Origin of the sequence: Blautia sp. HCN-20427, from assembly GCF_037890365.1 — a bacterium.
Lineage (GTDB): Bacteria > Bacillota > Clostridia > Lachnospirales > Lachnospiraceae > Blautia.
In genome coordinates, this window is record NZ_JBBKBX010000025.1 from 23,212 (window position 1) to 49,432 (window position 26,221).

The window sequence follows — 26,221 nt, forward strand, 5'->3', positions numbered from 1 at the left end:
TTTTGAAACGGAGGAATGGTATATGACCGAAAAAGAAATCAAAGCATTGCTTGCAGATATGACATTAAAAGAAAAAATAGGACAGCTTACACAGTTAGATGCCAGTTGTTTTAATGATGAAGGCCCGGTAACAGGTGCGGAGACAGAACTGGGAATTCCGGCAGAAGATTTTCCCTATGCAGGAAGTGTCTTAGGAGTAATCGGCGCACGGCAGGTGGAAAAACTGCAGAAAATGTGTATGGAAAAACAGCCGCATCACATCCCGGTGTTGTTTATGGCAGATATTATCAATGGATATAAGACAATCTTTCCTATTCCGCTGGCGCTTGGCTGTTCTTTTGATACAGAGGAAGTCAAAAAGGTGGGAGATATTATGGCACAGGAATCTGCAGCAGCAGGTCTGCATGTGACATTTGCGCCGATGGTAGATTTAGTTCGAGATGCCAGATGGGGAAGAGTTATGGAATCTACGGGAGAAGACCCATACCTGAATGCACAGATGGCAGCGGCTATGGTAAAAGGAATCCAGGGAGAAGCAGCCGATTATGAAGACCATCTGGGGGCATGTACCAAACACTTTGCTGCATACGGCGCCCCTACAGCGGGAAGAGAATACAATACCGTGGAGTTATCCCAGCGGACTTTACGAGACGATTACCTGCCGTCTTATCAGGCGGCTATTGACGCAGGAAGCGCTATGGTTATGACTTCTTTTAATACGCTGGACAGGATTCCGGCTACAGCAAACAGGTGGCTGATGAAAGACGTGCTGAGAGATGAAATGGGATTTAAAGGTGTGTTGATTTCTGACTGGAATGCCATAGGAGAACTGATAACCAATGGTGTGGCAGAAGGCAAAAAAGAAGCTGCAAGACAGGCAATTCAGGCAGGAACAGACATGGATATGATGAGCGGCTGCTATATGTCACAGCTGGAAACGCTGGTACAAGAGGGAATTGTTTCTGAGGAAACCATTGACATAGCAGTTCTCAGAGTTTTAGAATTGAAAAATAAATTGGGACTGTTTGAAAATCCATACCGCAAGGCGGATTCCAATCTGGAGGCCAAAAAGATTCTGGCAGAGGAAAACAGAGAGGCAGCCAGAAAAATTGCGGCAGATACCATGGTTCTGCTGGAGAATAAAGACCATTTCCTGCCGCTGAAGAAAGAAGAGAAAGTGGCATTTATAGGACCTTATGCAGATGAAAAACGCATGCTGGGTGCCTGGTCTTTCTTTGGAAGCCCGGAGGACACGGTAACCTGTAAAGCTGCTTTGGAAGAAAAGACAGAACAGGGATTGTTTGCAGAGGGCTGCGGTATTTTAAATCCGGGGCAGACGGCATATGGTTTCCGCTTTCATATGACAAACGAAGACAGCCAAGAGGAAACGGAAAAGAAGATTCAGGAAGCTGCCCGCGTGGCCGCAGAATGTGAGAAAACTATACTGTTTCTGGGCGAGGCCTGTATTCAGTCCGGGGAAGGCGGAAGCCGGGGAGATATTACTATTCCGGAAGTGCAAAAAAAGCTGTTAAGAGCCGTATCACAGGTAAATCCGAACCTGGCTGTAGTGATTCTGGCAGGACGTCCGCTGGATATCAGAGAGATAAAAGAACACGCAAAGGCAATTCTCTATGCATGGTTCCCCGGAACAGAAGGCGGTCACGCCATTGCTGATATTTTGTACGGAGACAGAAATCCTCAGGCAAGACTTTCCATGTCTTTGCCGTGGTGTGTTTCTCAGGTTCCGGTATTTTATGGAGAATTCCGCACCGGACGCCATGTGGAGGACGGAGAACAGATAGAGAACCGGTTTATGTCTCGTTATACGGATATTCCAAACCGGCCTTTGTATCCTTTTGGATATGGTTTGAGTTATACAGACTACAGTTATAGCCAGGTACAGGCAGATAAGACCGAATTTTCGCAGGGAGAAAGTCTGCAGGTATGGGTGACAGTGAAAAATACCGGCAGCAGAGAAGGAACAGAAACCGTACAGCTTTACATAACAGACGAATGTGGCAGTGTAGCCAGACCGGTACGGGAATTAAAGGATTTCCAAAAAGTTATTTTACAGCCGGGAGAGGAAAAGAAGGTATGCTTTACGATTCAGGAAGACATGCTTCGTTTCCACCGCGCAGATATGCGATTTGCAGCAGAGCCGGGAGAATTTACCGTGCGCATTGGCGCAGACAGCAGAACAGAAAATGCATTGAAATTTTATCTGAAATAAGACAGAGAGTGCAGGGAAGTAGTAGAAGGGAGAATAGAGGTATGAAATTTACAGACGGCTACTGGAGTGTGAAAAAGGAAATGACGCCGCTCTATGCAGCGGAATATGCAGACAGCAGAAGAAAAGGGGATGAACTGACCATCTACGCCCCGGCGAAGAACATTGCGCATCGCGGAGACAGCCTGAATCTGGGAATGCTCACCATACGGCTTTCCAGTCCCATGGAAGATGTCATTAAGGTTTCCGTGGTACATTTTGAAGGAACGGCTTATAAAGGACCATTTGCAGAGATAAATCAGACCAGTCCTCATATTTCCATAGAAGAAACCGAAGATTTTATTACCTATCAGTCCGGCCATACAAAAGCGGTGGTAGACAAACGCCCCAATTCCTGGGGAATCCGTTTCCTGGACGGAGACCGGGAGATGACCAATACCGGTTTCCGTAACATGGCAAATATTTTAAATAATGAAACAGGAAGAAAGTATACCGTAGATGCCCTGGCTATTGATGTAGACGAGTATATTTATGGTCTTGGAGAAAGATTTACTCCTTTCGTGAAAAACGGACAGGTGGTGGATATGTGGAACGAGGACGGCGGTACAGCCAGTGAGATTTCTTATAAGAATATTCCGTTCTATATTACCAGTAAAGGATACGGTATTCTTCTGGACAATGAGGGAGATGCTTCCTATGAAATTGCCAGTGAGAAAGTAGAAAGAATTCAGTTTTCCGTGGAAGGCGAGCGTCTGGACTACTATGTGATTAACGGACATACCCCAAAGGGAACCATTCAGAAGTATGCAGAACTGACCGGAAAACCGGCACTGCCTCCGGCCTGGTCTTTTGGCCTCTGGCTGACTACATCCTTTACCACCAATTATGATGAGGAAACCACCAGCAGCTTTATCCAGGGCATGGCAGACCGAGATATTCCGCTGCATGTGTTCCATTTTGACTGTTTCTGGATGGAAGGTTTTGAGTGGTGTAACTTTGTATGGGATCCGAAAACCTTTCCGGACCCGGAGGGCATGCTGAAACGTTACCACCAGCGTGGGCTGAAAATCTGTGTATGGATTAACCCCTATATCGGACAGAAATCCCCGCTGTTTGCAGAGGGCATGGAATACGGTTATCTGGTGAAAAAATCCAACGGGGATGTGTGGCAGACCGATATGTGGCAGGCAGGCATGGGCCTGGTGGACTTCACCAACCCGGAAGCTGTGAAATGGTATCAGGGCAAGCTGAAAACTCTGCTGGATATGGGTGTGGACTGCTTTAAGACAGACTTTGGTGAGAGAATTCCGGTGAAAGATATTGCCTACTATGACGGCTCTGATCCGGTGAAAATGCATAATTATTATACTTTCCTGTATAACAAGGCAGTATTTGAGCTGCTGGAGAGAGAAAGAGGAGAAGGCGAGGCGGTACTGTTTGCCCGTTCTGCCACAGTGGGAGGACAGCAGTTCCCGGCACACTGGGGAGGCGACTGCTCTGCAAGCTATCCCTCCATGGCAGAAACCCTGCGCAGCGGACTTTCTCTGGCCTGCGGAGGATTCGGCTTCTGGAGTCATGACATCAGTGGATTTGAAAATACAGCCCCGGCAGATATTTATAAGAGATGGTGCCAGTTCGGACTGCTCAGTTCCCACAGCCGTCTGCATGGTTCCAGTTCTTACCGTGTGCCGTGGATGTTTGACGATGAGGCCTGTGATGTGCTGCGGAAGTTTGTGAAGCTCAAATGCAGCCTGATGCCTTATCTATACCGCCAGGCTGTGGTTTCCCATGAAGAGGGAACACCGATGATGCGGCCTATGTTTGTGGAATTTCCGGAAGACAGAGCCTGTGAAACCCTGGACAAGCAGTACATGCTGGGAGATTCTCTGTTAGTGGCGCCAATCTTTAAGGAATCAGGAGAAGTGGAATATTATGTGCCGGAGGGAAAATGGCAGAATATTTTGACAGGAGAAACAGTAGAAGGCGGAAAATGGCAGAAGGAAACATATGATTATTTCCATATGCCGCTGCTGGCAAGACCCAACACGATTCTGGCAGTAGGAAACAACAGTGAAAGACCGGACTACGATTATGCAGAAGGAATAACCTTGTATCTTGTAAACATGGAAGACGGAAAAGCGACGGAAACTGCTGTGACAGATTTACAGGGAAATACGGTGCTGACAGTAAAAGCCAGAAGAAATGGAAAAACCGTAACCGTATGCGCAGAGGGCCGAACAAAACATGTGACTTATAAGATTATGGGAAATGAAGAACTGGAAGTCGCAGTGGAATAATTCCGTAAGAAAATAAAAAATAATTTTCCCCATTGACAACCCTTCCCTTATCGTTTATTATTCTTTTTAATGAAAGGGAGTAGCTGGCACTGCAAGGTGTTTACGGCGTCGTCAATCTCGACGGGAGTATTCTCGTCCGTGTCGTGATGAAACAGCGAGACTTTTATTGCATAGCAGACTGTGCAGTAAAGGTCTTGCTGTTTTTTTGTTACCTGCGACATAGAAAGACCTTTACGAAGCACACTATAGTAGAGCCTGTAAACCAAAGCTCAAAACAAACGGAGGAAAAAGCATGAAAGAGTATTATCAGATGTCACGAACAGAAGCGCAGAAATCTGTGAATGGCAGCACCCACCCTTTAAGCGAGGACCAGATTAAGAAAAATCAGCAGAAATACGGTCCCAATGCCCTCGTGGAGGAGAAGAAAAAATCCATACTCCAGATATTTCTGGAGCAGTACAAAGACTTTCTGGTTATCATCCTGATTGTGGCAGCCATTGTATCCGGTTTGCTGGGAGAGACAGAAAGCGCCATTGTAATTTTAGTTGTTATTACCATGAATGCCATTTTAGGAACAGTTCAGACAGTAAAAGCCGAACAGTCCTTAGACAGCCTGAAAGCCATGTCCGGGCCGGAAGCAAAAGTATTTCGCAATGGTGATGTGATAAAAGTGCCGTCATCAGAAGTTACTATTGGTGATATTGTTATGCTGGAAGCCGGTGATTATGTTCCGGCGGACGGACGTATTCTGGAAAATGCCAGTCTGAAGGTAGACGAAAGTGCTCTTACGGGAGAAAGCCTTGGAGTGGATAAAACAGAAGAAGAAATCAGCGGTCAGGATGTCCCTCTGGGAGACAGAACCAATATGGTGTATTCCGGAAGCTTTGTTTCCTACGGCAGAGGTTCTTTCCTGGTAACTGCCATTGGTATGGAAACAGAAGTTGGAAAAATTGCAAAACTTCTGAAAAGTACATCCGAAAAGAAAACACCGCTGCAGATGAACCTGGATAACTTCGGACAGAAGCTGTCTATACTGATTCTGGTATTTTGTGCGATTTTATTTGGAATCAGCGTGTTCAGAGGCGAATCCATCGGAGACGCGTTCCTCTTTGCTGTTGCGCTGGCTGTAGCGGCAATTCCTGAAGCTTTAAGTTCTATTGTTACCATTGTGTTGTCCTTCGGTACACAGAAAATGGCGAAAGAACATGCCATTGTCCGTAAATTGCAGGCAGTGGAAGGTCTGGGAAGTGTCTCTATTATCTGTTCAGATAAGACAGGAACGCTGACTCAGAACAAAATGACCGTGGAATACTACTATGTAGAAGGTAAAGAAGTTCCCGCAGCAGACATTGATTTGGAAGAGGAAGCACAGAAACAGCTTTTGCGTCACAGTATTTTGTGTAATGACTCTACAAACAAAAACGGAGAAGAAATCGGTGACCCTACAGAGACAGCTTTGATTAATCAGGGAGATGAACTGGGTGTTCCGGCAGAAACGGTAAGGGAGAAATACCCAAGATTCAGCGAAGTTCCTTTTGACAGTGACAGAAAGCTGATGTCCACGCTGCACACATTGAAAACAGGTTCTACTATGGTAACCAAAGGCGCGGTAGACGTTTTGCTGGGCCGGGTGACCACAATTCAGAAAAATGGAAAAGCAGAACCGATTTCCCAGGCAGATATTCAGGAAATCGAAGAACAGAACCAGAAGTTCTCCAGAAACGGTCTGCGTGTGCTGGCCTTTGCTTATAAGAGTGTACCGGAAGGCACAACGATTACAGTAGAGGATGAAAACGATATGACCTTCCTTGGTCTGATTGCCATGATGGACCCGCCGAGAGAAGAGTCCAAAGACGCGGTAGCAGAATGTATCAAAGCCGGAATCAAACCGATTATGATTACCGGTGACCACAAGGTAACGGCAGCAGCCATTGCCAAACGTATCGGTATTCTGAAAGATGAATCTGAGGCCTGTGAAGGCGCTGTAATTGAAAACATGACAGACGAAGAGTTACAGGATTTCGTAGAAGGAATTTCTGTATATGCCCGTGTTTCACCGGAGCACAAAATCAGAATCGTCAGAGCATGGCAGGAAAAGGGCAACATTGTATCTATGACAGGTGACGGGGTCAACGACGCTCCGGCGCTGAAACAGGCGGATATCGGTGTGGCTATGGGTATCACAGGAACAGAAGTTTCCAAAGATGCGGCATCTATGATATTGACAGATGACAATTTTGCGACTATTGTTAAAGCTGTAGAGAACGGACGTAATGTCTACAAGAATATTAAGAGTGCGATTCAGTTTCTGCTATCCGGAAACTTTGCGGGAATCCTGGCCGTTTTATATGCTTCCATTGCAGGACTTCCGGTACCGTTTGCACCGGTACATCTGTTATTTATCAATCTTTTGACAGACAGTCTTCCGGCTATTGCTCTTGGACTGGAGCCGCACAGCGAGTCCGTGATGAATGAAAAACCAAGACCGATGAACGAATCTATTCTGACAAAGAATTTCCTTTCCAAAATCGGAATCGAGGGTCTGGTAATTGGTATTATGACAATGATTGGCTTCTACATTGGCTATCAGGAAAGCGCGCTTTTGGCGTCTACATTGGCCTTTGGTACGTTGTGTATGTCCCGTCTGGTACATGGGTTTAACTGTAAATCAGATGCGCCTGTATTGTTTACAAAGAGATTCTTTAACAACATTTATCTGGCAGGAGCCTTTGGTTTAGGCGTGCTGCTGATTACTGCAGTTATGATGATTCCGTGGCTGAACGGTATCTTCCAGGTTCAGACATTAAGCCTGACACAGCTGTTGATTATGTATGGTTTGTCTCTTGCCAATCTTCCGATTATTCAGTTTATTAAATGGATTCGTAAAAAAATCGGTAAATAAGAGAATCAGGGAGGGTATCTATGGAGTTGAATAAGAAAAACATGAAGAATCTGATTCTTCTGATTGTCTTTGCAGTGTTGTTTTATGTGGGAGTGCAGAGAATCGAGAATCTGGCAGCAGGTATTCTCTTTGTGTGCAGAGTGGTCTTTCCTTTTATTCTGGGCGGCGCACTGGCGTTTATTTTGAATATACCCATGAGTTTTCTGGAGGAGAAGCTGTTTCACAAAGTAAAGAAAAAGAAGTTTGTAAGACCGGTCTGTCTGGTATGTTCCATTCTCTTTGTGGTGGCTGTGATTCAGGTTGTGCTGGTGGTTGTATTGCCGGAGGTGGCAACAACTTTTTCCAGTATCAGCAAGAATATAGAAGCCTTTCTTCCAAAACTGCAGAGATGGGCAATAGATACGTTCCCTGACAGCAAGCAAGTAACTTCCTGGATTCAGAGTATTGAGTTTAATTGGGATAAAATTATCCAGACAGCTATTAATTTTCTGAAAAACGGTGCGGGAAATGTGCTGAACTCCACCTTTACGGTGGCAAAAACAGTGATTAATTCTCTGATGAACTTTTTCGTAGCCTTTGTGTTTGCCTGTTATATATTGCTTCAGAAGGAAAAGCTGTCTGTGCAAATCAAAAAAGTGCTCTACGCATTCCTTCCTTTGAAGGCAGTGGACAAGACTTTAGAGGTGGCGTCTTTAAGCTATAAAACCTTTTCCAGTTTTGTCACAGGACAATGTCTGGAGGCTGTGATTCTGGGAACCATGTTTTTTATTGTTATGAGTATTCTAAGATTCCCATATGCTTTGCTGGTAGGCGTGGTCATTGCCTTTACTGCACTGATTCCTATCTTTGGCGCTTTTATCGGCTGTGTGATTGGCACATTTTTGATGCTGGTGTCCAATCCCATGCAGGCTGTAGCCTTTGTGATTTTGTTCCTGGTATTGCAGCAGATAGAAGGAAATCTGATTTATCCTCATGTGGTGGGCGGTTCTGTGGGTCTTCCGTCTATCTGGGTGCTGGTAGCCGTCACTGTGGGCGGCAGCCTGATGGGGGTTGTGGGAATGCTGATATTTATTCCGCTGTCCTCTGTAGTTTATGCACTGTTTCGGGAAGTGGTATATAAGAGGCTGAAGGAGAGAGGCATTCATGATATTTGAAACACACGCACATTATGATGATAAAGCGTTTGATAAAGACAGGGACGCACTGTTAAAGTCCATGCCTTTTAAAGGCGTGGAAACCATTGTAAATGTAGGGGCCTCTTTTCAGGGCGTATTGGATACGGTAAAACTCACAGAGCAGTATCCCTTCGTCTATGGCGCTGTGGGAATCCATCCGGACGAGGTGGGAGACCTGAGCGAAGAGAAAATAAGAATTCTGCGCAGATTCTGTGATTTGGAAAAAATTGTGGCTGTGGGAGAAATCGGTCTGGACTATTACTGGGATAAGGAAGGTCATGACATACAGAAAAAATGGTTCGTGCGGCAGATGGACCTTGCAAAGGAGACGGGTTTGCCCATTATTGTGCACAGCCGGGATGCGGCAAAGGACACGATGGACATTATGAAAGCGGAGCGGGCCGATAACCTGAAAGGTGTGATTCACTGCTATTCTTACTCAAAAGAACAGGCCAAAGAGTATATGAACATGGGATATTATCTTGGAATCGGCGGAGTGGTGACCTTCAAAAATGGAAAAAAGCTGAAAGAAGTGGTGGAATATGCGCCGCTGGATTACCTGCTTTTGGAGACAGACGCCCCGTATATGGCGCCGGAGCCCCATAGAGGAGAGCGAAACTGCTCCCTTTATTTGGAATATGTGGCGGAAACCATTGCGGAAATCAAAAGAATTTCCAGAGAAGAGGTAATAGAAGTGACACGGGAGAATGCCCGGAGGTTATTTGGAATAGGATAAAAAGAAGCTGCTGTATAGAGTGCCGGCGGGCACTTTATACAGCAGTTCTTTTTACTTAGGAATTTCCTGCAGTTTTTCATTTATGTAAGCCATGGCTTTTTCAGTCTGTGCTTCCTCGGCAGGGAGAGCAGAAGCGGTATCGCACAGACGATTATCCCCCATAACAGCCAGCATGGACTTTTTCAGATTGTATCCTATCAGACTGCTGAGGGCATTTACGAGAATGTCAGAAGCTTCTTTATTTTCTAAAATTTCTCTGGCTGTATCATGGATAGAATAATATCCCTCGCGGAAAGTGAGTTCCCGTTCTTTATTCAGGTCTACATGTTCAAACCAGTTAGTCACTCCGGTTTCGGAAGCGTCTTCCACAAACTGATAAGCAGAGAAAGGTTCGGAAACTTTCTCAAACACAGCGGTATCACAGCAGAAGGCACTTTTGGCTGTGATGGTTGTAAAGCCTTCCTTTAAAGGAATGTTGCGGAAGAGGAATACCCGTTGTCCCTGTTCTTTCTTAAAGAAAGCGCCGTTGACATATAAAGAAATTTCCGGTGCATTGCTGTATACCTTTATATCTATGGCAGAATCCGTCCGTTTTCCATAGCGTTTGCTGCAGATATGAACCATGGGTTCGGGATTCCAGTATGCTTTATACAAATAGAAGGAATCTTTTTTTATCTGCCGGTCTATGGTTACCAGTCCCTTATTGTTGCGTCCCGCTACACCGCCTTCTTTTCTGGCATCACAGCCGAAATCAAACATATTCCAGATATGCGTAGCCCACAGCCAGGGGCGTTCTTCAATGATTTTTGCCATGTGTTCATGGTAAAGAGCCTGATATTCTTCGCTGTAGTCTCCTGCTTTAGGTGTATCGCTGTGATAGGAAATAATACCCTCGCAGCCATATTCTGAAATTCCCAATGCACGCTGGGGGTAGGATTGATGGAAAGTATCAAGCCATTTTTCGTTATCTTCCAAAACACCGGTATACCAGCCAAAATAATGATTATAGCTGAGAATATCGGTAATACAGTTCTGTTCATCCTCCATAGGGAGAGAGGAAAGCTGCGCCATTGTGGTCAGACGGGAAGAATCTAAAGTCTTTGCCAAAGCATTTAAGTCTTTCAGGTTTGCCAGAAGCTGCGGTGTATTGGCTCCAATGGTAATCTCATTGGAAATCCCCCAGAAACAGATGGAAGAATGATTGTAGTTCTGGTAAATGAGTTCTTTCATCTGCAGAATACAGTTTTGGTGGGCGTCGGGCGTGTCACTCATGCGGCTGATAAAAGGAATTTCAGCCCAAACAATAAATCCCATTTCATCGCAGAGATTGTAGAAATCCTGACTGTGCTGGTAATGGGCAAGACGAATGGTGTTGGCGCCCACTTCTTTTATAAGGCGTGCGTCCATTTCGTGGTGTGCCAGAGTCAGGGCATTGCCAAGTCCAAGAAAATCCTGATGACGGGAAACACCACGCAGTGGTGTCAGTATTCCATTGAGATAGAACCCTTTTTCCGGGTCTACGTGGAACTCTCGGAAACCATGACGGACAGTTACCTGATCAAGAACTTCATTGTGGCGGTACAGCTCTGCTTTTATGCTGTAGAGATAAGGTGACTGAACACCCTGCCACAGATGAACATCAGACAGGAAAAATTCTGTATAAGTATCAGCTGCAGCCGGCTGTGCTGTCTGTGCAATCAGAGAACCCTCCTGGTCATAAATGCTGAAAAGCACCTGGTCAGTTTCCTTTGCATTGGAAACATAGGCGTGGAGGGAAAGCTGGACCTGATTTCCGTTTTTTATTTCTGAGCAGGCCGTTATGCCTTCGGAACCATAATAATCCAGACAGAAATGGGTCTTGGGAACGGTAAGGACTCTCACATCGCGGTACAGTCCGCCATAAAAGGTAAAGTCAGCAACCTGTGGATAAATATGGTCATAGTGCTGATTGTCTGTCATGACAGAGAGAAGATTCAAGCCCTTATGGAGAAATGCAGTAATGTCCACACGGAAACTGCTGTACCCGCCTTCATGTTCTGTTACCTGTGTGCCATTTACATAAACCTTACATAAAGAAGCTGCAGCCAGAAATTCTATATAGATGCAGGTATCAGAGGGCAGTTCTGAAATCTGCAGTTCTCTGACATACCAGCATGCCCCGCGGTAGTAATCACTGCCGCCGTCTTGGCCGTCCAGGCAGTTCCAGGTATGGGGCAGTGAGACCCGCTCCCAGTTTTCAGGAAGTATCTGGGGAATCTGTTCCTGTTTGTTTTTAGCAAAAAACCAGTCGTCTTTCAGTGTTATTATTTGTCTCATAAGTTGTGTTTCCTCCCGGTATTAGAATAATATCTGGCTGTATTCTAGCATATACAGAACCGGGAGGTGAGTAGGATTCTTGGGAATTACCGTAAAATTTATACTTTTAGGAAAGAATTTCACTTCGGTAGTCTTTGGGTGTCTTTCCAACAATTTTCTTAAACATCTTTGTGAAATAGTTTACATCGGCAATTCCGCAGTGCTGTGCAATGGTCTGAATCTGGAGATTGGATGTGTTCAGAAGAAAGACCGCATGGTTGATTCTTTTGCGTTTTACATATTCTGTCAGGGTGAGTCCGGTTTCCTTCTTAAAAAGTGCGGACAGGTAGCTGGGATTGACATTCAGGCGCTTGGCCTGGGCGTCCAGACCCAAATTCCCCGTCAGGTTTGTGGTAATCTGCGTCATAACCTTTTGTATAATAGGGGAGTAACCCTTCAGGGAATGGCTTTGAACCAGATGGCAGTATTTGCGGATAATATCTTTTTGCAGAGCCAGAGAATCAGTGGGACGGGACAGCTTCACAATTCTTTCCAGCGTATGGGAGGAAAGGTGTCCAATATGAATCGGAGGTACGTCGGCAGATTCTGCAGCTTTGCGCAGTAAAGTGTTTAACATAATGCTCTGGGCTTTCTTCCATTCCAGAGTGTTTTCCCAGGGGAAAACAGAATAGTTTTTCTTAAGGGCAAAGAAACGGTTCAGAAAGATTTCTGTGGCATTCCATTGCCCCTGGCTGACCAGCTTCAGCAGTTCGTTCTCGCAGTCGTAATATTCTTCCATGAGCTGTATGCTCAGCAGAGTTTCTCTTGGGAGCTCCATGTCCTGACTTTCCGTAGTGGGATTCAGTTCGGGAGCGGCAGGGGTTTCGATATTCTGAAAAGAAAAATTGTCTAGGGTTCCCCAAAGCAATTCTCCAAAGGTATTTACAATGGTGAAGAGGGCGCTTTCGTCTGTGAGTACGGGAATCCCGGGAGAAAAAGTCTGAGGCGCGGTTTCTTTTTCAGCAAAAACAGAAGAAACTACATAAGGTCCTATGGAAATATAGGAAGCAGGCTGCGTATCAGGAAGGCGAAAGAAAAGGAAATAGAATCCTGAAGTCCGGATCCGATAAATAGTGTTGGTTGAATCAGAAGTCAGGCAGTTGGAGAATGGCTTTAAATCTTCTGGGGACTGCAGACAGGAGACGGTCAGGTTCATGTTTTTTAGTATATTAGAAAAGAAAAGAAATTCTTTTTTCCAGTGCATAATATCCTCCTTACAGGTGACAGGGACAATAGTATATATATTGTTAATTATCGTATAATTTTTTGAGTTATTCAAGCGTAACATAAAAAAATACGGGAAGTTCACAAAAAATTACTCACATAAATGGCAGAGAGTGGGGTAATATTCAAGGACAGAACAAATACAGGAGGAGAAAATGAAATGAAGAATGAAAAAGCTATGCGTCCTTTTGGAATAAGGGATAAAGTCGGCTATATGTTTGGAGACTTCGGAAATGATTTTACATTCCTTTTTGCCAGCACCTTTCTTATGATTTTTTACACAAAGGTTCTGGGAATCGGAATGGGAATGGTAGGGACCCTGTTTCTGGTAGCCCGTTGTATTGATGCGTTTACAGATGTTACCATGGGGCAGATTGTAGACAGAGCAAAAGAACAGAAGGACGGACGTTTCCGCCCATGGATACGCCGTATGTGCGGTCCGGTGGCTCTGGCTAGTTTTCTGATGTATCAGTCCGCTCTGGCCGATGCGTCTATGACGATTAAAGTGGTTTATATGTTTGTAACGTATATTCTGTGGGGAAGCGTGTTCTATACTTCGATTAACATACCGTATGGTTCTATGGCTTCAGTACTCAGCAGTGAAAGTGATGACCGTTCCTCTCTTTCTACTTTCAGAAGTGTGGGAGCGTCCCTGGCCAGCCTCATAGTCTGCGTTGCAGGACCTATGATGGTTTACACTACAGACGAAGCGGGAAATCAGATTGTAGAAGGAAGCCGCTTTACCCTGATTGCGGGTATATTTTCCGTAAGCGCAGTGATTTGTTATCTGCTCTGCTATTTTATGACGACAGAGCGTGTGAAGAGAGCGGCGGGAACAGAAGAAAAAACAAGCGTTGTAAAATCCTTAAAATCTGCCCTGACCAGCAGAGCTTTAATCGGAATTATTGCAGCGGCAATTCTGCTTCTTTTGGCTTCCTTGATGGCACAGTCTGTAAACCAGTATGTGTTTATTGACTATTTTAAAAATAAAACGGGTCTGTCACTTTTAAGTTTATGTGCGATTATTCCGTCATTTTTACTGGCGCCGTTCATTGTTCCGCTGAGCAGAAAATTTGGTAAAAGAGAGCTTGGTGCAGCCGGATGTATTGTGGGTGGTTTATCCTCCGTTCTTTTATTCTTTATGCATACTAAGTCTATGGGATTGTATATCGCCGTTTCTGTAGTAGGATATATTGGATTTGGATTCTTTAATATGATTATCTGGGCCCTGATTACAGATGTTATCGATGACCAGGAAGTCAGAACCGGAAAACGCGAAGACGGTACGGTTTATGCGGTGTATTCCTTTGCAAGAAAAATCGGACAGGCTTTGGCCGGTGGTATGGGCGCCTGGGCTTTAGGACTGGCAGGCTACAACTCTTCCGTACAGGTGCAGACCCAGGAGGTAGCAGATAAAATTTACGGTGTGGCAACCATGCTGCCGGGAATCTTATATATTGGCGTTGGACTTTGCCTGCTGTTTCTTTATCCTTTAAGTAAGAAAAAAGTAGAAGAGAACATTCTGCTTTTGAAAGAGAGAAGACAGGACGGTGTGAAAGGAGAATAAGGAAATGATACAGGAAACTGAACCAAAAATATTAAGTAAAAAGAATCCGAAAGGTCCGCTCCTGAAGTGGTCTGCAGATTCCGGAGTGAAATTACTAGAAAAAGACGGTTTATATTTTAAAGACTTGGCAAAAGACGGGAATTTTTATCCCTATGAAGACTGGAGGCTGTCCGCACAGGAAAGGGCAGAAGATTTGGCCTCCAGGCTGTCCATAGAGCAAATTGCAGGACTGATGCTTTACAGTAAGCATCAGTTTGTACCTGGACTTTCTTCCGACTATTTCGGGAAGGTGACCTATAGCGGAACTTCTTTACAGGAGGCTCAGGTTCCTGTACATGCTTTGTCAGACCAGCAGAAAACCTTTCTCACAGAAGATTTTTTACGGCATATTCTTGTGGTGGCTGTTTCTTCCGCAGAGTCATCTGCGAAGTGGAATAATCGTCTGCAGGCGCTGACAGAAGGATTGGAATGGGGCATACCGGTTTCCGTCAGCTCTGACCCAAGACACGGTACGACGGTATCTTTTGAGTTTGACGCCGGTGCAGGCGGAGACATTTCCCATTGGCCTGAATCTTTGGGAATGACAGCGGCATTTGACCCGGAATTGGTGAGAAAGTTCGGGAAAATTGCTTCACAGGAGTATCGGGCGCTAGGAATTAATACTGCCTTGTCTCCTCAGATAGATTTAAGCACAGAGCCCCGCTGGAGCCGTTTCGGAGGAAGCTTCGGAGAACATTCCGGCTTGAGCGCAGAACTGGCGGAAGCTTATTGTGACGGATTCCAGACTTCGGAAGGTGAGAAGGAGATTGAGGACGGCTGGGGGTATGACAGTGTAAATGCCATGGTGAAGCACTGGCCGGGCGGAGGCGCCGTAGAAGGCGGACGTGATGCCCATTTCCCATGCGGAAAATATTCTGTTTATCCGGGAAATAATTTCGAAGAGCATTTAATTCCATTTACGGAAGGTGCTTTTAAGTTAAAGGGAAAGACCAAAATGGCCAGCGCAGTTATGCCTTATTATACCATTATTTACGGACAGCCCGGAGGCGAGAATGTAGGGTGCAGTTACAGCAAATATCTGGTTCAGGATTTGCTGCGGGGAACCTGCAATTACGACGGTGTTGTCTGCACAGACTGGAGTATTACAGCGGATGAAGGCCCTCTTGACAGTATGTACAGCGGAAAATGCTGGGGCGTAGAGCATTTGAGTGAACCGGAGAGATGTTATAAGGTTATTATGGCAGGCGTAGACCAGTTCGGCGGTTTAAACGAGAAGGAAAATATTCTGAAGGCATATGAAATTGGGGTAAAGGAACACGGAGAAGCCTTTATGAAGCAAAGATTTCAGGATTCTGCCCGCAGACTTCTGAAAAATATTTTCCGTACCGGATTGTTTGAAAATCCGTATCTGGTTCCGGAAGAATCCGCAAGGCTTGTGGGATGTCCGGAATATATGCAGGAAGGGTTTGAAGCCCAGCTGAAGTCTGTGGTTATGCTGAAAAACAGGAATCAGGTGCTGCCTCTTAAGGAAAAGACTAAGGTATATGTTCCTAAGCAGTATATACCCGCCTATACGGACTGGATGGAAAATCAGGTGAAAGAGCATTGGGAATTACCAATGAATCCTGGGCTGCTGAACAAATACTTTACACTGGTGGATACACCACAGGAGGCAGAGGCTGCAATCTGCTTTTTGAGACAGCCGGATGGCGCCGGGTTCAGCCTTTTAGGAGGATATGATGCAAAAGACAGGGAAAACGGAGGGAACGGATACCTTCCGGTGAGCCTTCAGTACCGCCCGTATACGGCAGAAAAAGCAAGGGAACACAGCATTGCAGGGGGTGACCCGCAGGAAGATTTTATCAACAGAGGATATAAAGGAAAGACCACAGAAGTAGACAATGAATGCGACCTGGATATGCTTCTGGATACCCGCAGACAGATGGGAGATAAGCCTGTGATTGCCTGCGTGAGCATGACGGGGCCTATGGTGATGGCAGAATTTGAAGAGGCAGCGGACGCAATTCTCACCACCTTTGGAAATCTTCCCCAGGCTTTAATGGAAATTATCAGCGGAAGGAAAGAACCGTCAGGTTTGCTTCCTCTGCAGATTCCGGAAAATATGGATACCGTGGAAGAGCAGTATGAGGATGTTCCTTTTGATATGATATGTCATGTGGACAGTGAGGGACATACCTATGATTTCGGATATGGATTAAACTGGAAAGGCGTTATCTATGATGAACGTGTCAGAAAATATGCTCATCATCCGGAGAAAAATATCAATAAAAAAGATATGGAAACAGAAAGCTAAGAGCTGTTTTGAGAAGCTGACAGTTTTCTGAAGCGTTTGGACAAGGGCAGAAAGTTGAGAAAGAGACTTTCTGTCCTTGTTATATTGTTCAGTCAGAAAGCGAAATCAATTCTCCTCGAAATGCTTTTTTACAAATTTTTAGATTCTTTGTCCGCTCTCATTTTCTGAATATATTCTTTGGGTGTCATTTTCGTATATTTTTTAAATAAGTGGCTGAAATACTGCGGATTATTGCCGCACCCTACTTGTTCCGCGATAGAGTAGATTTTTTCAGCGTCACAATTAATTAAAAGCTGCTTGGCTTTCTTAATGCGCAGTTCATTCAGATAAGCGGAGAATTTTATCCCGGTTTGCAGAACAAACTGGCGGCTTACATAGTCTACATTCATAAAAAGCTGATTTTCTACAATCCATTTCAAGGTTAAATTGCAATCCCCGATATGTTCATTGGTGTAATCTAAAATTTCCTGTATAAAAGGTTTCAGTTTTCCATTGCTGATAACCGGTGCGGGATACAGAATTTCCAGTTTCTCAAAAAGAAAATCGCAGATTTCCTGATTGGAAGCTACAGAAGCGGTAAACATCATAAAATTGGTCAGTTCCGCAGCAGGAAGGGAAGTAAAATTCTGCATGGCCCTTAATAAAAGGCTGTTGACCAGGGAACGGAGAAAGTTCAAGTCTTTAATAGAAGTTATAAGCTGCTTTAATTCCGCCAGAAGATTTTGGTGCAGGGTTTCATCCGTTTCCTTTGCCAACAGGTCGGAAATCTCCAATGTTTTCTGAAATACATAGTTGTAATTGCAGATGGTAATGGGATGGGTGCCGGAGTACAGGTAAATGGTTTCGTAGCGTTTTACTTTCCGGCACACAGTTTCCAGAAGCGGCATGAGGGCATCATAAATTTCTTCCTGAAAAGTACATGGACTTTGTGTCAGACTCTCTGAAAGAAATCCGGAAAGGCCGGACAGGTCAGAAAATCCCTTTGCCGGGTGGGGAAAGAAAAATAACAGAGAATTTTTCACATAAACGCAGGCAAAGGAAGAATCAAGGCCATGGCTTTTGAAAAAATACTGTATCAGGGAAATACAGGAACTGACAAAGGATTCTTCCAGAAAAAATACATAGCATAAATGGTAGGGGGTATGATAGAAATCAAGGTAGGTTTCATAAAGGGGCGGCAGCTTTTTAGCAGGCAGGTCTGAAGACAGAAGCTGCAGCAAAATATCATACATCAAATTTTTCTGCAGATGCCCGCCCAAAGAGGGCAGACTTTGCCCTGCAGCCTGTGAGGGCAGCTTTTTGTAATGCTCCTTTATAGAGTCCTTTACGGCCTCTATGATTTCCTGTTCGCTGCAGGGCTTTAAGATATAGTGTTTGATGCCGTATTTCATGGCTTCCCTGGCATAGGAAAAATCATGATATCCGGAAAGGATAATAAACTGGATATTATCATGATTCTGGGTGATTTTCTGAATCAATTCCAAGCCTGACAATTTAGGCATGCGAATGTCTGTCAGGACAATGTCGGGATATTCATCTAAAATAGCATCGTAAGCCTCAAGACCGTTCTTACATACCCCTACAATTTCAATATCAAGGCTTTTCCAGTCTATAATACTGCACATAGTTTCACGGATTATTTTTTCATCATCAGCAATCAGCAATCGAAGCATATCGGTCTCTCCTTTTTGCGTCAGTCCTGTCAGGGACTGTTATTTTTACGGTGGCAAACATTTCTTCGTTGATAAATTCCAGGCTGCAGGAATCTCCGAAGGCCAGCTCCAGTCGCTTGTAAACATTCAGAATTCCAATGCCGAAGCCGTTTGGAAGGATTTCCTTAGAAATCAGTTTTTCCAGAAGGTTTTCTTCGAACCGGGACTCCGTATTGGACACGGTAATCACAATGCATTCCGTTTCCCGGTGTGCTTTTATATAAATCAAACATTCATCGCTGTCCTCCTCCAGGGTATAGTGAATTGCATTTTCAACCAGGGGCTGCAGTGTGAATTTAGGAAGGTAAGTATCCACAAGTTCGGGCGGTATCTCCGTTTCACAGCGCAGACTGTCTTCAAAGCGGATTTCCTGAATATTCATATAGTATTTAACCAATTCCAGTTCCTGGGACAGAGACGAATCTTTGTTTTTCCGGCTCAGTGTAATCCGCAGCAGCTTTCCCAGGGATTCTGTCATCAAGGAGATAGGTACGTCTTTCAACAGCTTTGCCCTCCAGTTAATGGACTGTAGGGTATTGTACAAAAAATGGGGATTTATCTGCATTTCCAGCGCTTTTAATTGTGACTCCTTGGCAAGCAGTTTGTGTTCATAGTTTTCTTTTATCAGAGTCAGTATTTTTGCGGCCATGGAATCAAATTGCTGATGGAGAAGACCGATTTCGTCATAACGGTTTTCGTATGAATAAGGGCAATGAATAATTTCAAATTTTTCATTTCCAAAGGCCTTTATTTTGGTCATCAGCGCGTCAAAATGTGTTACCAGGGGTTTCATAAGCACTTTGGTAAGCAAAATACAAAGAAGAAGGCTGGAAAACAGGATGAAGATAAAAAGTTGCTGGAAAAATTGAATATTCTTGTACATATCCTCATAAGGCGAGAGACAGAAGTAATCCCAACCGGTATCTGTAATGCGTCCCCCCGTATAGTAAAGTAACGGTCTTGGCAGATTTTTTGAATGGAATATTCGCCTAAATCCACTTTTTCCAGTGCAAATCTTTCGTAATTTTTCAGCGAAGCCGGTGCATAAAGGGTCTGGCTGCCGTTGCACAGAATGTAGGACACAGAATCCTGACTTTGGTTTGGGGCGGAGATGTCTTCCATCATCTGCCGGATATTAATATTTATAATCAGCACTCCCAGGTCGTCCAGTTTCAGGTGTTCAATCCGGCGAAGGCTTCGTACCAGAAAAATCCCGTAAGTATCACAGTAATCGGTAATCCAGCAGAGCCGTCCGTCCTGAGTCCGGGCTGTTTCCAAGATTTCTGATTGAAGTTCAGAGGGAAGAACATGGGAATCAATGCCGGAAGACAGAACAGAAAACTTGTCAGTAACTACCTGTACATAATCTACATAGTAAGATTTGTACTTTTGATAGTAGTTGTTTAGCGCGGCATGTACCCGGGCATAAGAATTAGAGGGCGTGTTGCTGCCATTGCCGTCCTTGCTTTCCGAAAGGGCTGTCTGTATGGAATTATCTTCTAAAATAAAATTAGCCATGCCCTGTACCGTGTGCAGATTCCGGGAAATATCTTTGGAGGAATAAGTCAGCAATTCCCCGGAAGTCTGATACAGCATACGATTGCTGGAACGTATAATCAACAGGAAGCCAGCAAGGATAAATAACGCAAATAAGAAGATTCCCGGAAGCAAAAGTATAAGAAACTTTTGGGCAAGCGGGGCATTTTGTACTTTTTTTCTTATTTTATGAAACATGAAGTCTACCTCCATTTTCTTTAATTTTCAGTAATGATATTATAACAGTTAGAAAAGAAAAAACCAATGAAAGAGGAAAAAATGCAAGGTTTCGTCTAAGAAGAACTAGGTTTTGTTTCTTTCTTCTGTCTGAAACATGGCATATAATAAACATCACAAACGACGGTCGTGAAAAAATGTAAAGGAAAAGAGGTTGAAGAGACTATGAAAAGAAGAGTGTTAGCAGTGATTCTTGGTATGACTATGGTTTGCAGTATGGCAGCCTGCGGCGGAAGCAGCGGAGAAAAGGAAAACAGTGAGAGCACAAAGGAAGATTCCGGAAAACTGACCTTTGCCTGGTGGGGTAACCAGGTACGAAATGAGCGTACCAGTAAAATTCTGGAAATGTATTCGGAAGAAAATCCTGGCTTAACCTTTGACGGACAGTTTTCAGAGTGGAATGATTACTGGAATAAACTGGCAACAGCGTCAGCAGGACATACGATGCCAGATATTGTGCAGATGGATATGGGATATTATAACCAATATGTAGAGAATGGACTGCTATTAGATTTATCTCCTTACATTGAGGATGGAACATTAGAAGTTGCAGATGTAGATGAGAGTATTTTGGAATCGGCAAAAATAGACGGTAAGACTTATGGTATCTGTAATGGAATTAATGCCCCTGCACTGTTGTATAATAAAACACTTTTGGATGAGGCGGGAATTGAAGTGAAAGATGGTATGACAATAGAAGAGTTTGTTCAGATTTCCAAAGAAGTGCAGAAAAAAACAGGGTATAAGACCAACGTGGGGTATTGTCATAATGGTTTGCCGGAATATTGGCTTAGAAGTGAAGACAAATTGCTTTTTGAAGAAGGGAAGCTGGCAGTAGACAGTGCCAGTGATTTGGAAGTTATCTTTGATTTAAAGGAACAGGCAGTAAAAGAAGGATGGCATTTAGACCCGGGTGTATTTACGGAAATCACCATTGGTTCTGCTGAACAGGACCCAATGGTTTATGGAAGTAATCCGGAATCTATGTCATGGTGCAGTTTTGCATTTTCCAATCAGTTATCTGCTATTCAGGCAGCAGCTCCGGAAGGTGTAGAAATTGGAATCACTACATGGCCTACAGATAATCTTGAAAAGTCAAATTATTTGAAACCCAGTCAGTTTTTCTGTGTAAGTGCAGACTGCGAAAATCCGGAAGAGGCAGTAAAAGTTTTAAATTATATTACAAATTCTATAGAGTGTAACGAAGTTCTTTTGGGAGAAAGAGGAGTGCCGGTTTCTAAAAAGGTATCAGAAGCAATTGCGCCGCAATTAGACGAAACCAATCAGGAAATTATAAGATACATCAATGAGGTAGTTACTCCTGTTTGCAGTACGATTAATCCTGCTGCTCCAAATGGTGCAAACGAGTTTTATGATTTGCAGAATACGTTAGAAGAACAGATTTTGTACGGTCAGATTACCGCAGAAGACGCAGCGAAACAATTATTTGAAGAGGGAAATGCCTTCATGGAGGCAGGCGCTCAATAAAGAAAAGGAGTCGAGGAAAGTATGAAAAAGACAAAGCAAATGTCCATACGCAAAAAGCTGAATACCGAAAGTGCAGCAGGTATTATCTGCACCATGCCTTTTATTATTGGATTCCTGTTGTTTATGATAGTCCCTATGGGAATTTCCCTGTACTACTCTTTCTGCAATTATGATATCCTTTCCGCACCCAAGTGGTGCGGTCTGGATAACTACATTAAGATGTTTACAGATGACCCAAAATTCTGGAAATCTATTGCAGTAACCTTTTATTTTGCGTTGGTTTCCGTGCCCCTGCGACTGATTTTTGCCTTGATTGTAGCAATGATTCTGGTAAAGAGCAGTAAGGCATCTGCTTTTTACAGAGCCGTATATTATCTGCCTTCCATTATTGGAGGCTCTGTTGCAGTGGCGATTCTGTGGAAAAGAATGTTTGCAGCAGACGGTGTAGTGAATAAAATTTTGTCTGTGTTTGGATTTCCAGCGGATTTTGCATGGCTGGGAAATACGAAGACCGCTATCTGGACGCTGATTATTCTGGCAGTTTGGCAGTTTGGTTCTTCTATGTTGATTTTCCTTTCAGCATTGAAGCAAATTCCCACAGAATTGTACGAGGCGGCAGATGTGGACGGGGCTAATAAATGCAATAAATTTTTCAAAATTACCCTGCCCCTTTTGACCCCCACTATTTTCTTTAATCTGGTCATGCAGATGATAAACGGATTCCTGGCCTTTACCCAGTGCTTTATCATTACTCAGGGAAAACCCATGGATTCTACATTATTTTATACCGTGTACACCTATTTCCAGTCCTTTAAGTTTTACAATACCGGATACGGCGCAGCCCTGGCATGGATTATGCTGCTTCTTATTGGGCTGATTACACTGGTATTATTTGCAACAAAGAAATTTTGGGTTTATGATGAAGGGAATTAACGGATATGAAGAAAGCAAGAATACATAGAAAAATTATCTATCATGTCATAGTTACCATATTTGGCCTGATTATGATTTATCCGCTGGTCTGGATGATTATGAGCTCCTTTAAAGATACAAATACTATTTTCACTACAGCGGGACAGTTGATTCCTGAAAAATTTACATTGGATAACTACATCAATGGATGGAAAGGATTTGCAGGAGTAAGTTTTGGAACCTTCTTCAAAAACTCTTTGTTTATTTCCGTAGTAGCGACTGTGGGAACTGTATTTTCATCTTCCATAGTAGCTTATGGACTTGCGAGATGTAAGTTTAAAGGTAAAAGAATTCTGGTAGTTGCCATGCTGCTGTCCATGATGCTGCCGGCACAGGTGTTGATGATTCCTCAGTATCTCTGGTATCAGAAACTGGGGTGGGTAAATTCCTATATGCCTTTGATTGTACCATATTGTTTTGCCATTCAGGGTTTCTTTACCTATTTGATGATGAATTTCATTCAGGGAATTCCCAGAGAACTGGACGAAGCGGCAAAGATTGACGGCTGCTCGTATTACGGGATTTTCGGAAGAATTATTTTTCCGCTGATGCTTCCGGTATTGATTACATCTGGTATTTTTTCCTTTATGTGGAGATGGGACGATTTCCTGTCTGCCCTGCTTTACATTAATGATTCAACAAAATATCCGGTGAGTCTTGCTTTGAAATTATTTAGTGACCCTGGTTCTTCTTCCGATTACGGCGCTATGTTTGCTATGGCTACACTGTCTGTACTGCCGATTATGCTGATATTTATTTTCCTGCAAAAATATATTGTAGAAGGAATCAGTACCTCCGGCTTAAAAGGTTAAGTATGACGTGAATATGAAATTTGATGAAAAGGAGAATGTCTTATGATTTACAAAGAAGGAAAAGTGTCTGATGTACAAATTGCTTACATAGGGGGAGGTTCCAGAGGTTGGGCTTGGACTTTCATGACTGATTTGGCATTGGAACCTAATATGAGCGGAACTATTCGTCTGTATGATTTGAATGAAAACGCAGCAAAGGCGAATGAAACAATCGGAAATCATGTTACAGAAAGAGAAGAAGCAGTTGGTAAGTGGAAATATGAAACTTATACAGATGCAGAACAGGCGTTAACTGGGGTGGATTTCATTGTAATTTCCATTCTTCCGGGAACTTTTGAGGAGATGGCTGTTGATGTACATATGCCGGAGCGTTTGGGAATTTATCAATCTGTAGGAGATACTGCGGGACCGGGAGGTATTATGCGTGCACTTCGCACCATTCCCATGTTTGTAAAAATTGCAGAGGATATTAAAAAGTATGCTCCGTCTGCCTGGGTTATCAACTATACCAATCCTATGAGTTTATGTGTGAAAACGCTGTATCATACTTTCCCGGAAATTAAGGCATTTGGTTGCTGCCACGAAGTTTTTGGCACACAGAAAGTTTTAAAAGCCATTGCAGAAGAAAAGCTGCATTTGGAAAACGTGGATAGAAGAGACATTCATGTTAATGTATTGGGTATCAACCACTTTACATGGTTTGATTATGCAGCATATAAGGGTGTTGATTTGTTCCCTGTTTATAGAGAATATATTGAAGAACACTATGAAGAGGGATACAATGAGCCGGATAAAAACTGGGCAAACAGCGCCTTCAACTGTGCCCATAGAGTAAAATTTGATTTATTTAAACGCTATGGTTTCATTGCAGCAGCAGGAGACCGCCATCTGGCAGAATTTATGCCGGGTGATGAATATTTAAATGACCCAGAAACAGTGAAAAGTTGGAAATTCGGTCTGACAACGGTAGACTGGAGAAAGAAGGATTTAAAAGAACGTCTGGAAAAGAGTGACAGACTGTTACACGGCGAAGAAGAAGTCGAGTTGAAACCGACAGGAGAAGAAGGAATTCTTTTAATCAAGGCGCTTTGTGGTTTGGAAAGAGTAGTGAGCAATGTAAATATTCCGAATACAGCTTTGCAGATACCGAATCTTCCTGCATCTGCAGTTGTAGAAACAAATGCAGTATTTGAAAGAGATGCCATTCGTCCAGTTGCAGCAGGAAAAATACCGGAGAATGTGAGAACATTGATTATGCCCCATGTGGAAAATCATGAGACAACTTTGAAAGCAGCCTTAACTTGTGACAAAGAACTGGTAGTACAGGCCTTTTTGAATGACCCGCTTGTAAAGGGTAAAAAGTGTACAGAAGAACAGGTTAGAGAACTGGTAGATGATATGCTTCAGGGAACCTTGAAATATCTGCCAGAAGGCTGGAAAAATTAAATTTGTGAAACCTTTCATTTTTTGGGGCAGGATTCTACTATTGGTGGAACCTGCCTGTTCCTTAAAATGTAGTGGAAACCTGCCGGTGTCTGTGTTACAATATATATGAAAGCATTATATTTCCACTATCTAAAAAATCTGTTGCGGCATCTGCCGTGTCTGAAACTCTGACAGCATATCAAGGAAAATCTCAATGCTTTTATTCACAAGAAACAGAAAATGCAGAGAGGTTTTAGGAGACATGTTGGAGGATAACAGATAAAGAAGGGTTATCTGTTGCCAAAATGGAAAATGTTTGGCAGAGTGTTTCCACCTCCTGCAAAGAAAAGAGGAGGTATTTACATTATGGAAACAATGAAAACCGTTCCAAACAGAATGTATAAGGCTACGGTGTTTGCCATGCTTTTTGAGGACAAAAAGCGTTTGCTGGAACTTTATAATGCCATTAGCGGAAAACATTATACGGACCCGGATATGTTGGAAATTAACACTTTGGAAAATGCCATTTATATGGCTGTGAAAAATGATATTTCTTTTCTCATAGATGCCAGATTGTCGTTATATGAGCATCAGTCCACATACAGTCCCAATCTTCCGCTTCGGTTTCTGTTGTATATTTCCAGTCTTTTTTCGTCTATGACAAAGGAGCTGAATCTGTATGGAACAAAGCCCATAGAACTTCCGACACCCCAGTTTGTGGTATTCTATAATGGTTTACAGGAACAGCCAGACAGAAAAATACTGAAACTTTCAGACCTTTATACGGTAAAAGGAGAGTGCAATCTGGAGCTGGAAGCGGTAGAAAAGGCTATAGAAGAGTGCATCCGGGAAGGGATTTTGAAAGAATTTCTGGAAAAGAATAAAGCGGAGGCAAGGAATATGAGCATATTTGAATATGACCAGGAAAAGCACCTCAGGCAGGAGCGGGAAGAAGCCTGGGAAGAGGGAAGAAAGGTTGGAGTAGAGGCTGGAATTCTTCAGGGATTAGAGAAAGGGTTGGCACAGGGAAAAGAACAGGGAAAATATGATATGCTCTGTAAACTCATACAGAAAAAGCTGAACAAAGGAAAGAATACAGCCGAGATTGCCAAAGAACTGGAAGAACCGGAAGAGGTTATCATCGGTATTTTGGAGAAACTATAAAATTCATGCTTCACCAATACTGTAAGGACATTTTGGGAGGGCAGGATTCCACTATTGGTGGAACCTGCCTGTTTCTTA

At 43.6% G+C, this 26,221-nt stretch carries 17 protein-coding genes; 12 read left to right on the plus strand and 5 right to left on the minus strand.

What is annotated here, in order from left to right:
* The first annotated feature begins 22 nt into the window (after positions 1–22).
* The 5 genes from bglX to WKT17_RS13595 all read left to right on the plus strand — a co-directional run bounded on the left by bglX (position 23) and on the right by WKT17_RS13595 (position 9,337).
* Positions 23–2,230, plus strand: a complete 2,208-nt coding sequence (bglX, locus tag WKT17_RS13575) for a beta-glucosidase BglX (RefSeq protein ID WP_291681826.1) — start codon at positions 23–25, stop codon at positions 2,228–2,230.
* 41 nt (positions 2,231–2,271) lie between these two features.
* Entirely contained in the window at positions 2,272–4,524 is a 2,253-nt protein-coding gene (gene yicI, locus WKT17_RS13580) for an alpha-xylosidase (protein WP_291681824.1), read from the plus strand.
* Positions 4,525–4,816: 292 nt separating this feature from the next.
* Positions 4,817–7,426, plus strand: a complete 2,610-nt coding sequence (locus WKT17_RS13585) for a cation-translocating P-type ATPase (protein WP_173749385.1) — start codon at positions 4,817–4,819, stop codon at positions 7,424–7,426.
* Positions 7,427–7,446: 20 nt separating this feature from the next.
* Complete coding sequence (locus WKT17_RS13590) at positions 7,447–8,580, plus strand: AI-2E family transporter (RefSeq protein WP_173749386.1); 1,134 nt, start codon at positions 7,447–7,449, stop codon at positions 8,578–8,580.
* Complete coding sequence (locus tag WKT17_RS13595; RefSeq protein WP_173749387.1) at positions 8,570–9,337, plus strand: TatD family hydrolase; 768 nt, start codon at positions 8,570–8,572, stop codon at positions 9,335–9,337. The genes WKT17_RS13590 and WKT17_RS13595 overlap by 11 nt, the downstream gene beginning before the upstream one ends.
* A 51-nt stretch (positions 9,338–9,388) precedes the next feature.
* Here the strand turns inward: WKT17_RS13595 and WKT17_RS13600 are convergent, their stop codons facing one another.
* On the minus strand, positions 9,389–11,653 hold the full coding sequence (locus tag WKT17_RS13600) for a glycoside hydrolase family 2 protein (RefSeq protein WP_173749388.1): 2,265 nt from the start codon (positions 11,651–11,653) through the stop codon (positions 9,389–9,391).
* A gap of 106 nt (positions 11,654–11,759) precedes the next feature.
* Complete coding sequence (locus tag WKT17_RS13605; RefSeq protein ID WP_173749389.1) at positions 11,760–12,896, minus strand: AraC family transcriptional regulator; 1,137 nt, start codon at positions 12,894–12,896, stop codon at positions 11,760–11,762.
* Positions 12,897–13,076: 180 nt separating this feature from the next.
* On the opposite strand from WKT17_RS13605, the gene WKT17_RS13610 reads away from it, so the two are divergent.
* Positions 13,077–14,483 carry an MFS transporter gene (locus WKT17_RS13610; RefSeq protein ID WP_173749390.1) on the plus strand — a complete coding sequence of 469 codons (1,407 nt, stop codon included), beginning with the start codon at positions 13,077–13,079 and terminating at the stop codon, positions 14,481–14,483.
* Positions 14,484–14,487: 4 nt separating this feature from the next.
* Entirely contained in the window at positions 14,488–16,797 is a 2,310-nt protein-coding gene (locus WKT17_RS13615) for a glycoside hydrolase family 3 protein (protein ID WP_291681820.1), read from the plus strand.
* A 128-nt stretch (positions 16,798–16,925) separates the two neighbouring features.
* Here WKT17_RS13615 and WKT17_RS13620 read toward each other — a convergent pair whose 3' ends face one another.
* The 3 genes from WKT17_RS13620 to WKT17_RS13630 are packed head-to-tail and all read right to left on the minus strand — an operon-like array spanning position 16,926 to position 20,243.
* Positions 16,926–18,470, minus strand: a complete 1,545-nt coding sequence (locus WKT17_RS13620; RefSeq protein ID WP_173749392.1) for a response regulator — start codon at positions 18,468–18,470, stop codon at positions 16,926–16,928.
* A complete protein-coding gene (locus WKT17_RS13625) occupies positions 18,448–19,302 on the minus strand; it encodes a sensor histidine kinase (protein WP_294579632.1) in 855 nt (284 codons plus the stop codon). Before WKT17_RS13625 ends, WKT17_RS13620 begins: the two co-directional genes overlap by 23 nt.
* A complete protein-coding gene (locus tag WKT17_RS13630; RefSeq protein WP_340273253.1) occupies positions 19,299–20,243 on the minus strand; it encodes a hypothetical protein in 945 nt (314 codons plus the stop codon). Before WKT17_RS13630 ends, WKT17_RS13625 begins: the two co-directional genes overlap by 4 nt.
* Positions 20,244–20,447: 204 nt before the next feature.
* On the opposite strand from WKT17_RS13630, the gene WKT17_RS13635 reads away from it, so the two are divergent.
* From WKT17_RS13635 to WKT17_RS13655, 5 genes are all read left to right on the plus strand, one after another.
* A complete protein-coding gene (locus WKT17_RS13635) occupies positions 20,448–21,770 on the plus strand; it encodes an ABC transporter substrate-binding protein (RefSeq protein ID WP_291681817.1) in 1,323 nt (440 codons plus the stop codon).
* Between the two features lie 21 nt (positions 21,771–21,791).
* Positions 21,792–22,703, plus strand: coding sequence for a carbohydrate ABC transporter permease (locus WKT17_RS13640; RefSeq protein ID WP_173749395.1), 912 nt, complete (start codon positions 21,792–21,794; stop codon positions 22,701–22,703).
* 5 nt (positions 22,704–22,708) lie between these two features.
* A complete protein-coding gene (locus WKT17_RS13645; RefSeq protein WP_173749396.1) occupies positions 22,709–23,554 on the plus strand; it encodes a carbohydrate ABC transporter permease in 846 nt (281 codons plus the stop codon).
* Between the two features lie 42 nt (positions 23,555–23,596).
* Positions 23,597–25,000, plus strand: a complete 1,404-nt coding sequence (locus WKT17_RS13650) for an alpha-glucosidase/alpha-galactosidase (protein WP_173749397.1) — start codon at positions 23,597–23,599, stop codon at positions 24,998–25,000.
* A gap of 345 nt (positions 25,001–25,345) precedes the next feature.
* Positions 25,346–26,143 (plus strand): hypothetical protein, encoded by a 798-nt coding sequence (locus tag WKT17_RS13655; protein ID WP_226853603.1) that lies wholly within the window; start codon positions 25,346–25,348, stop codon positions 26,141–26,143.
* Positions 26,144–26,221 lie beyond the last annotated feature (78 nt).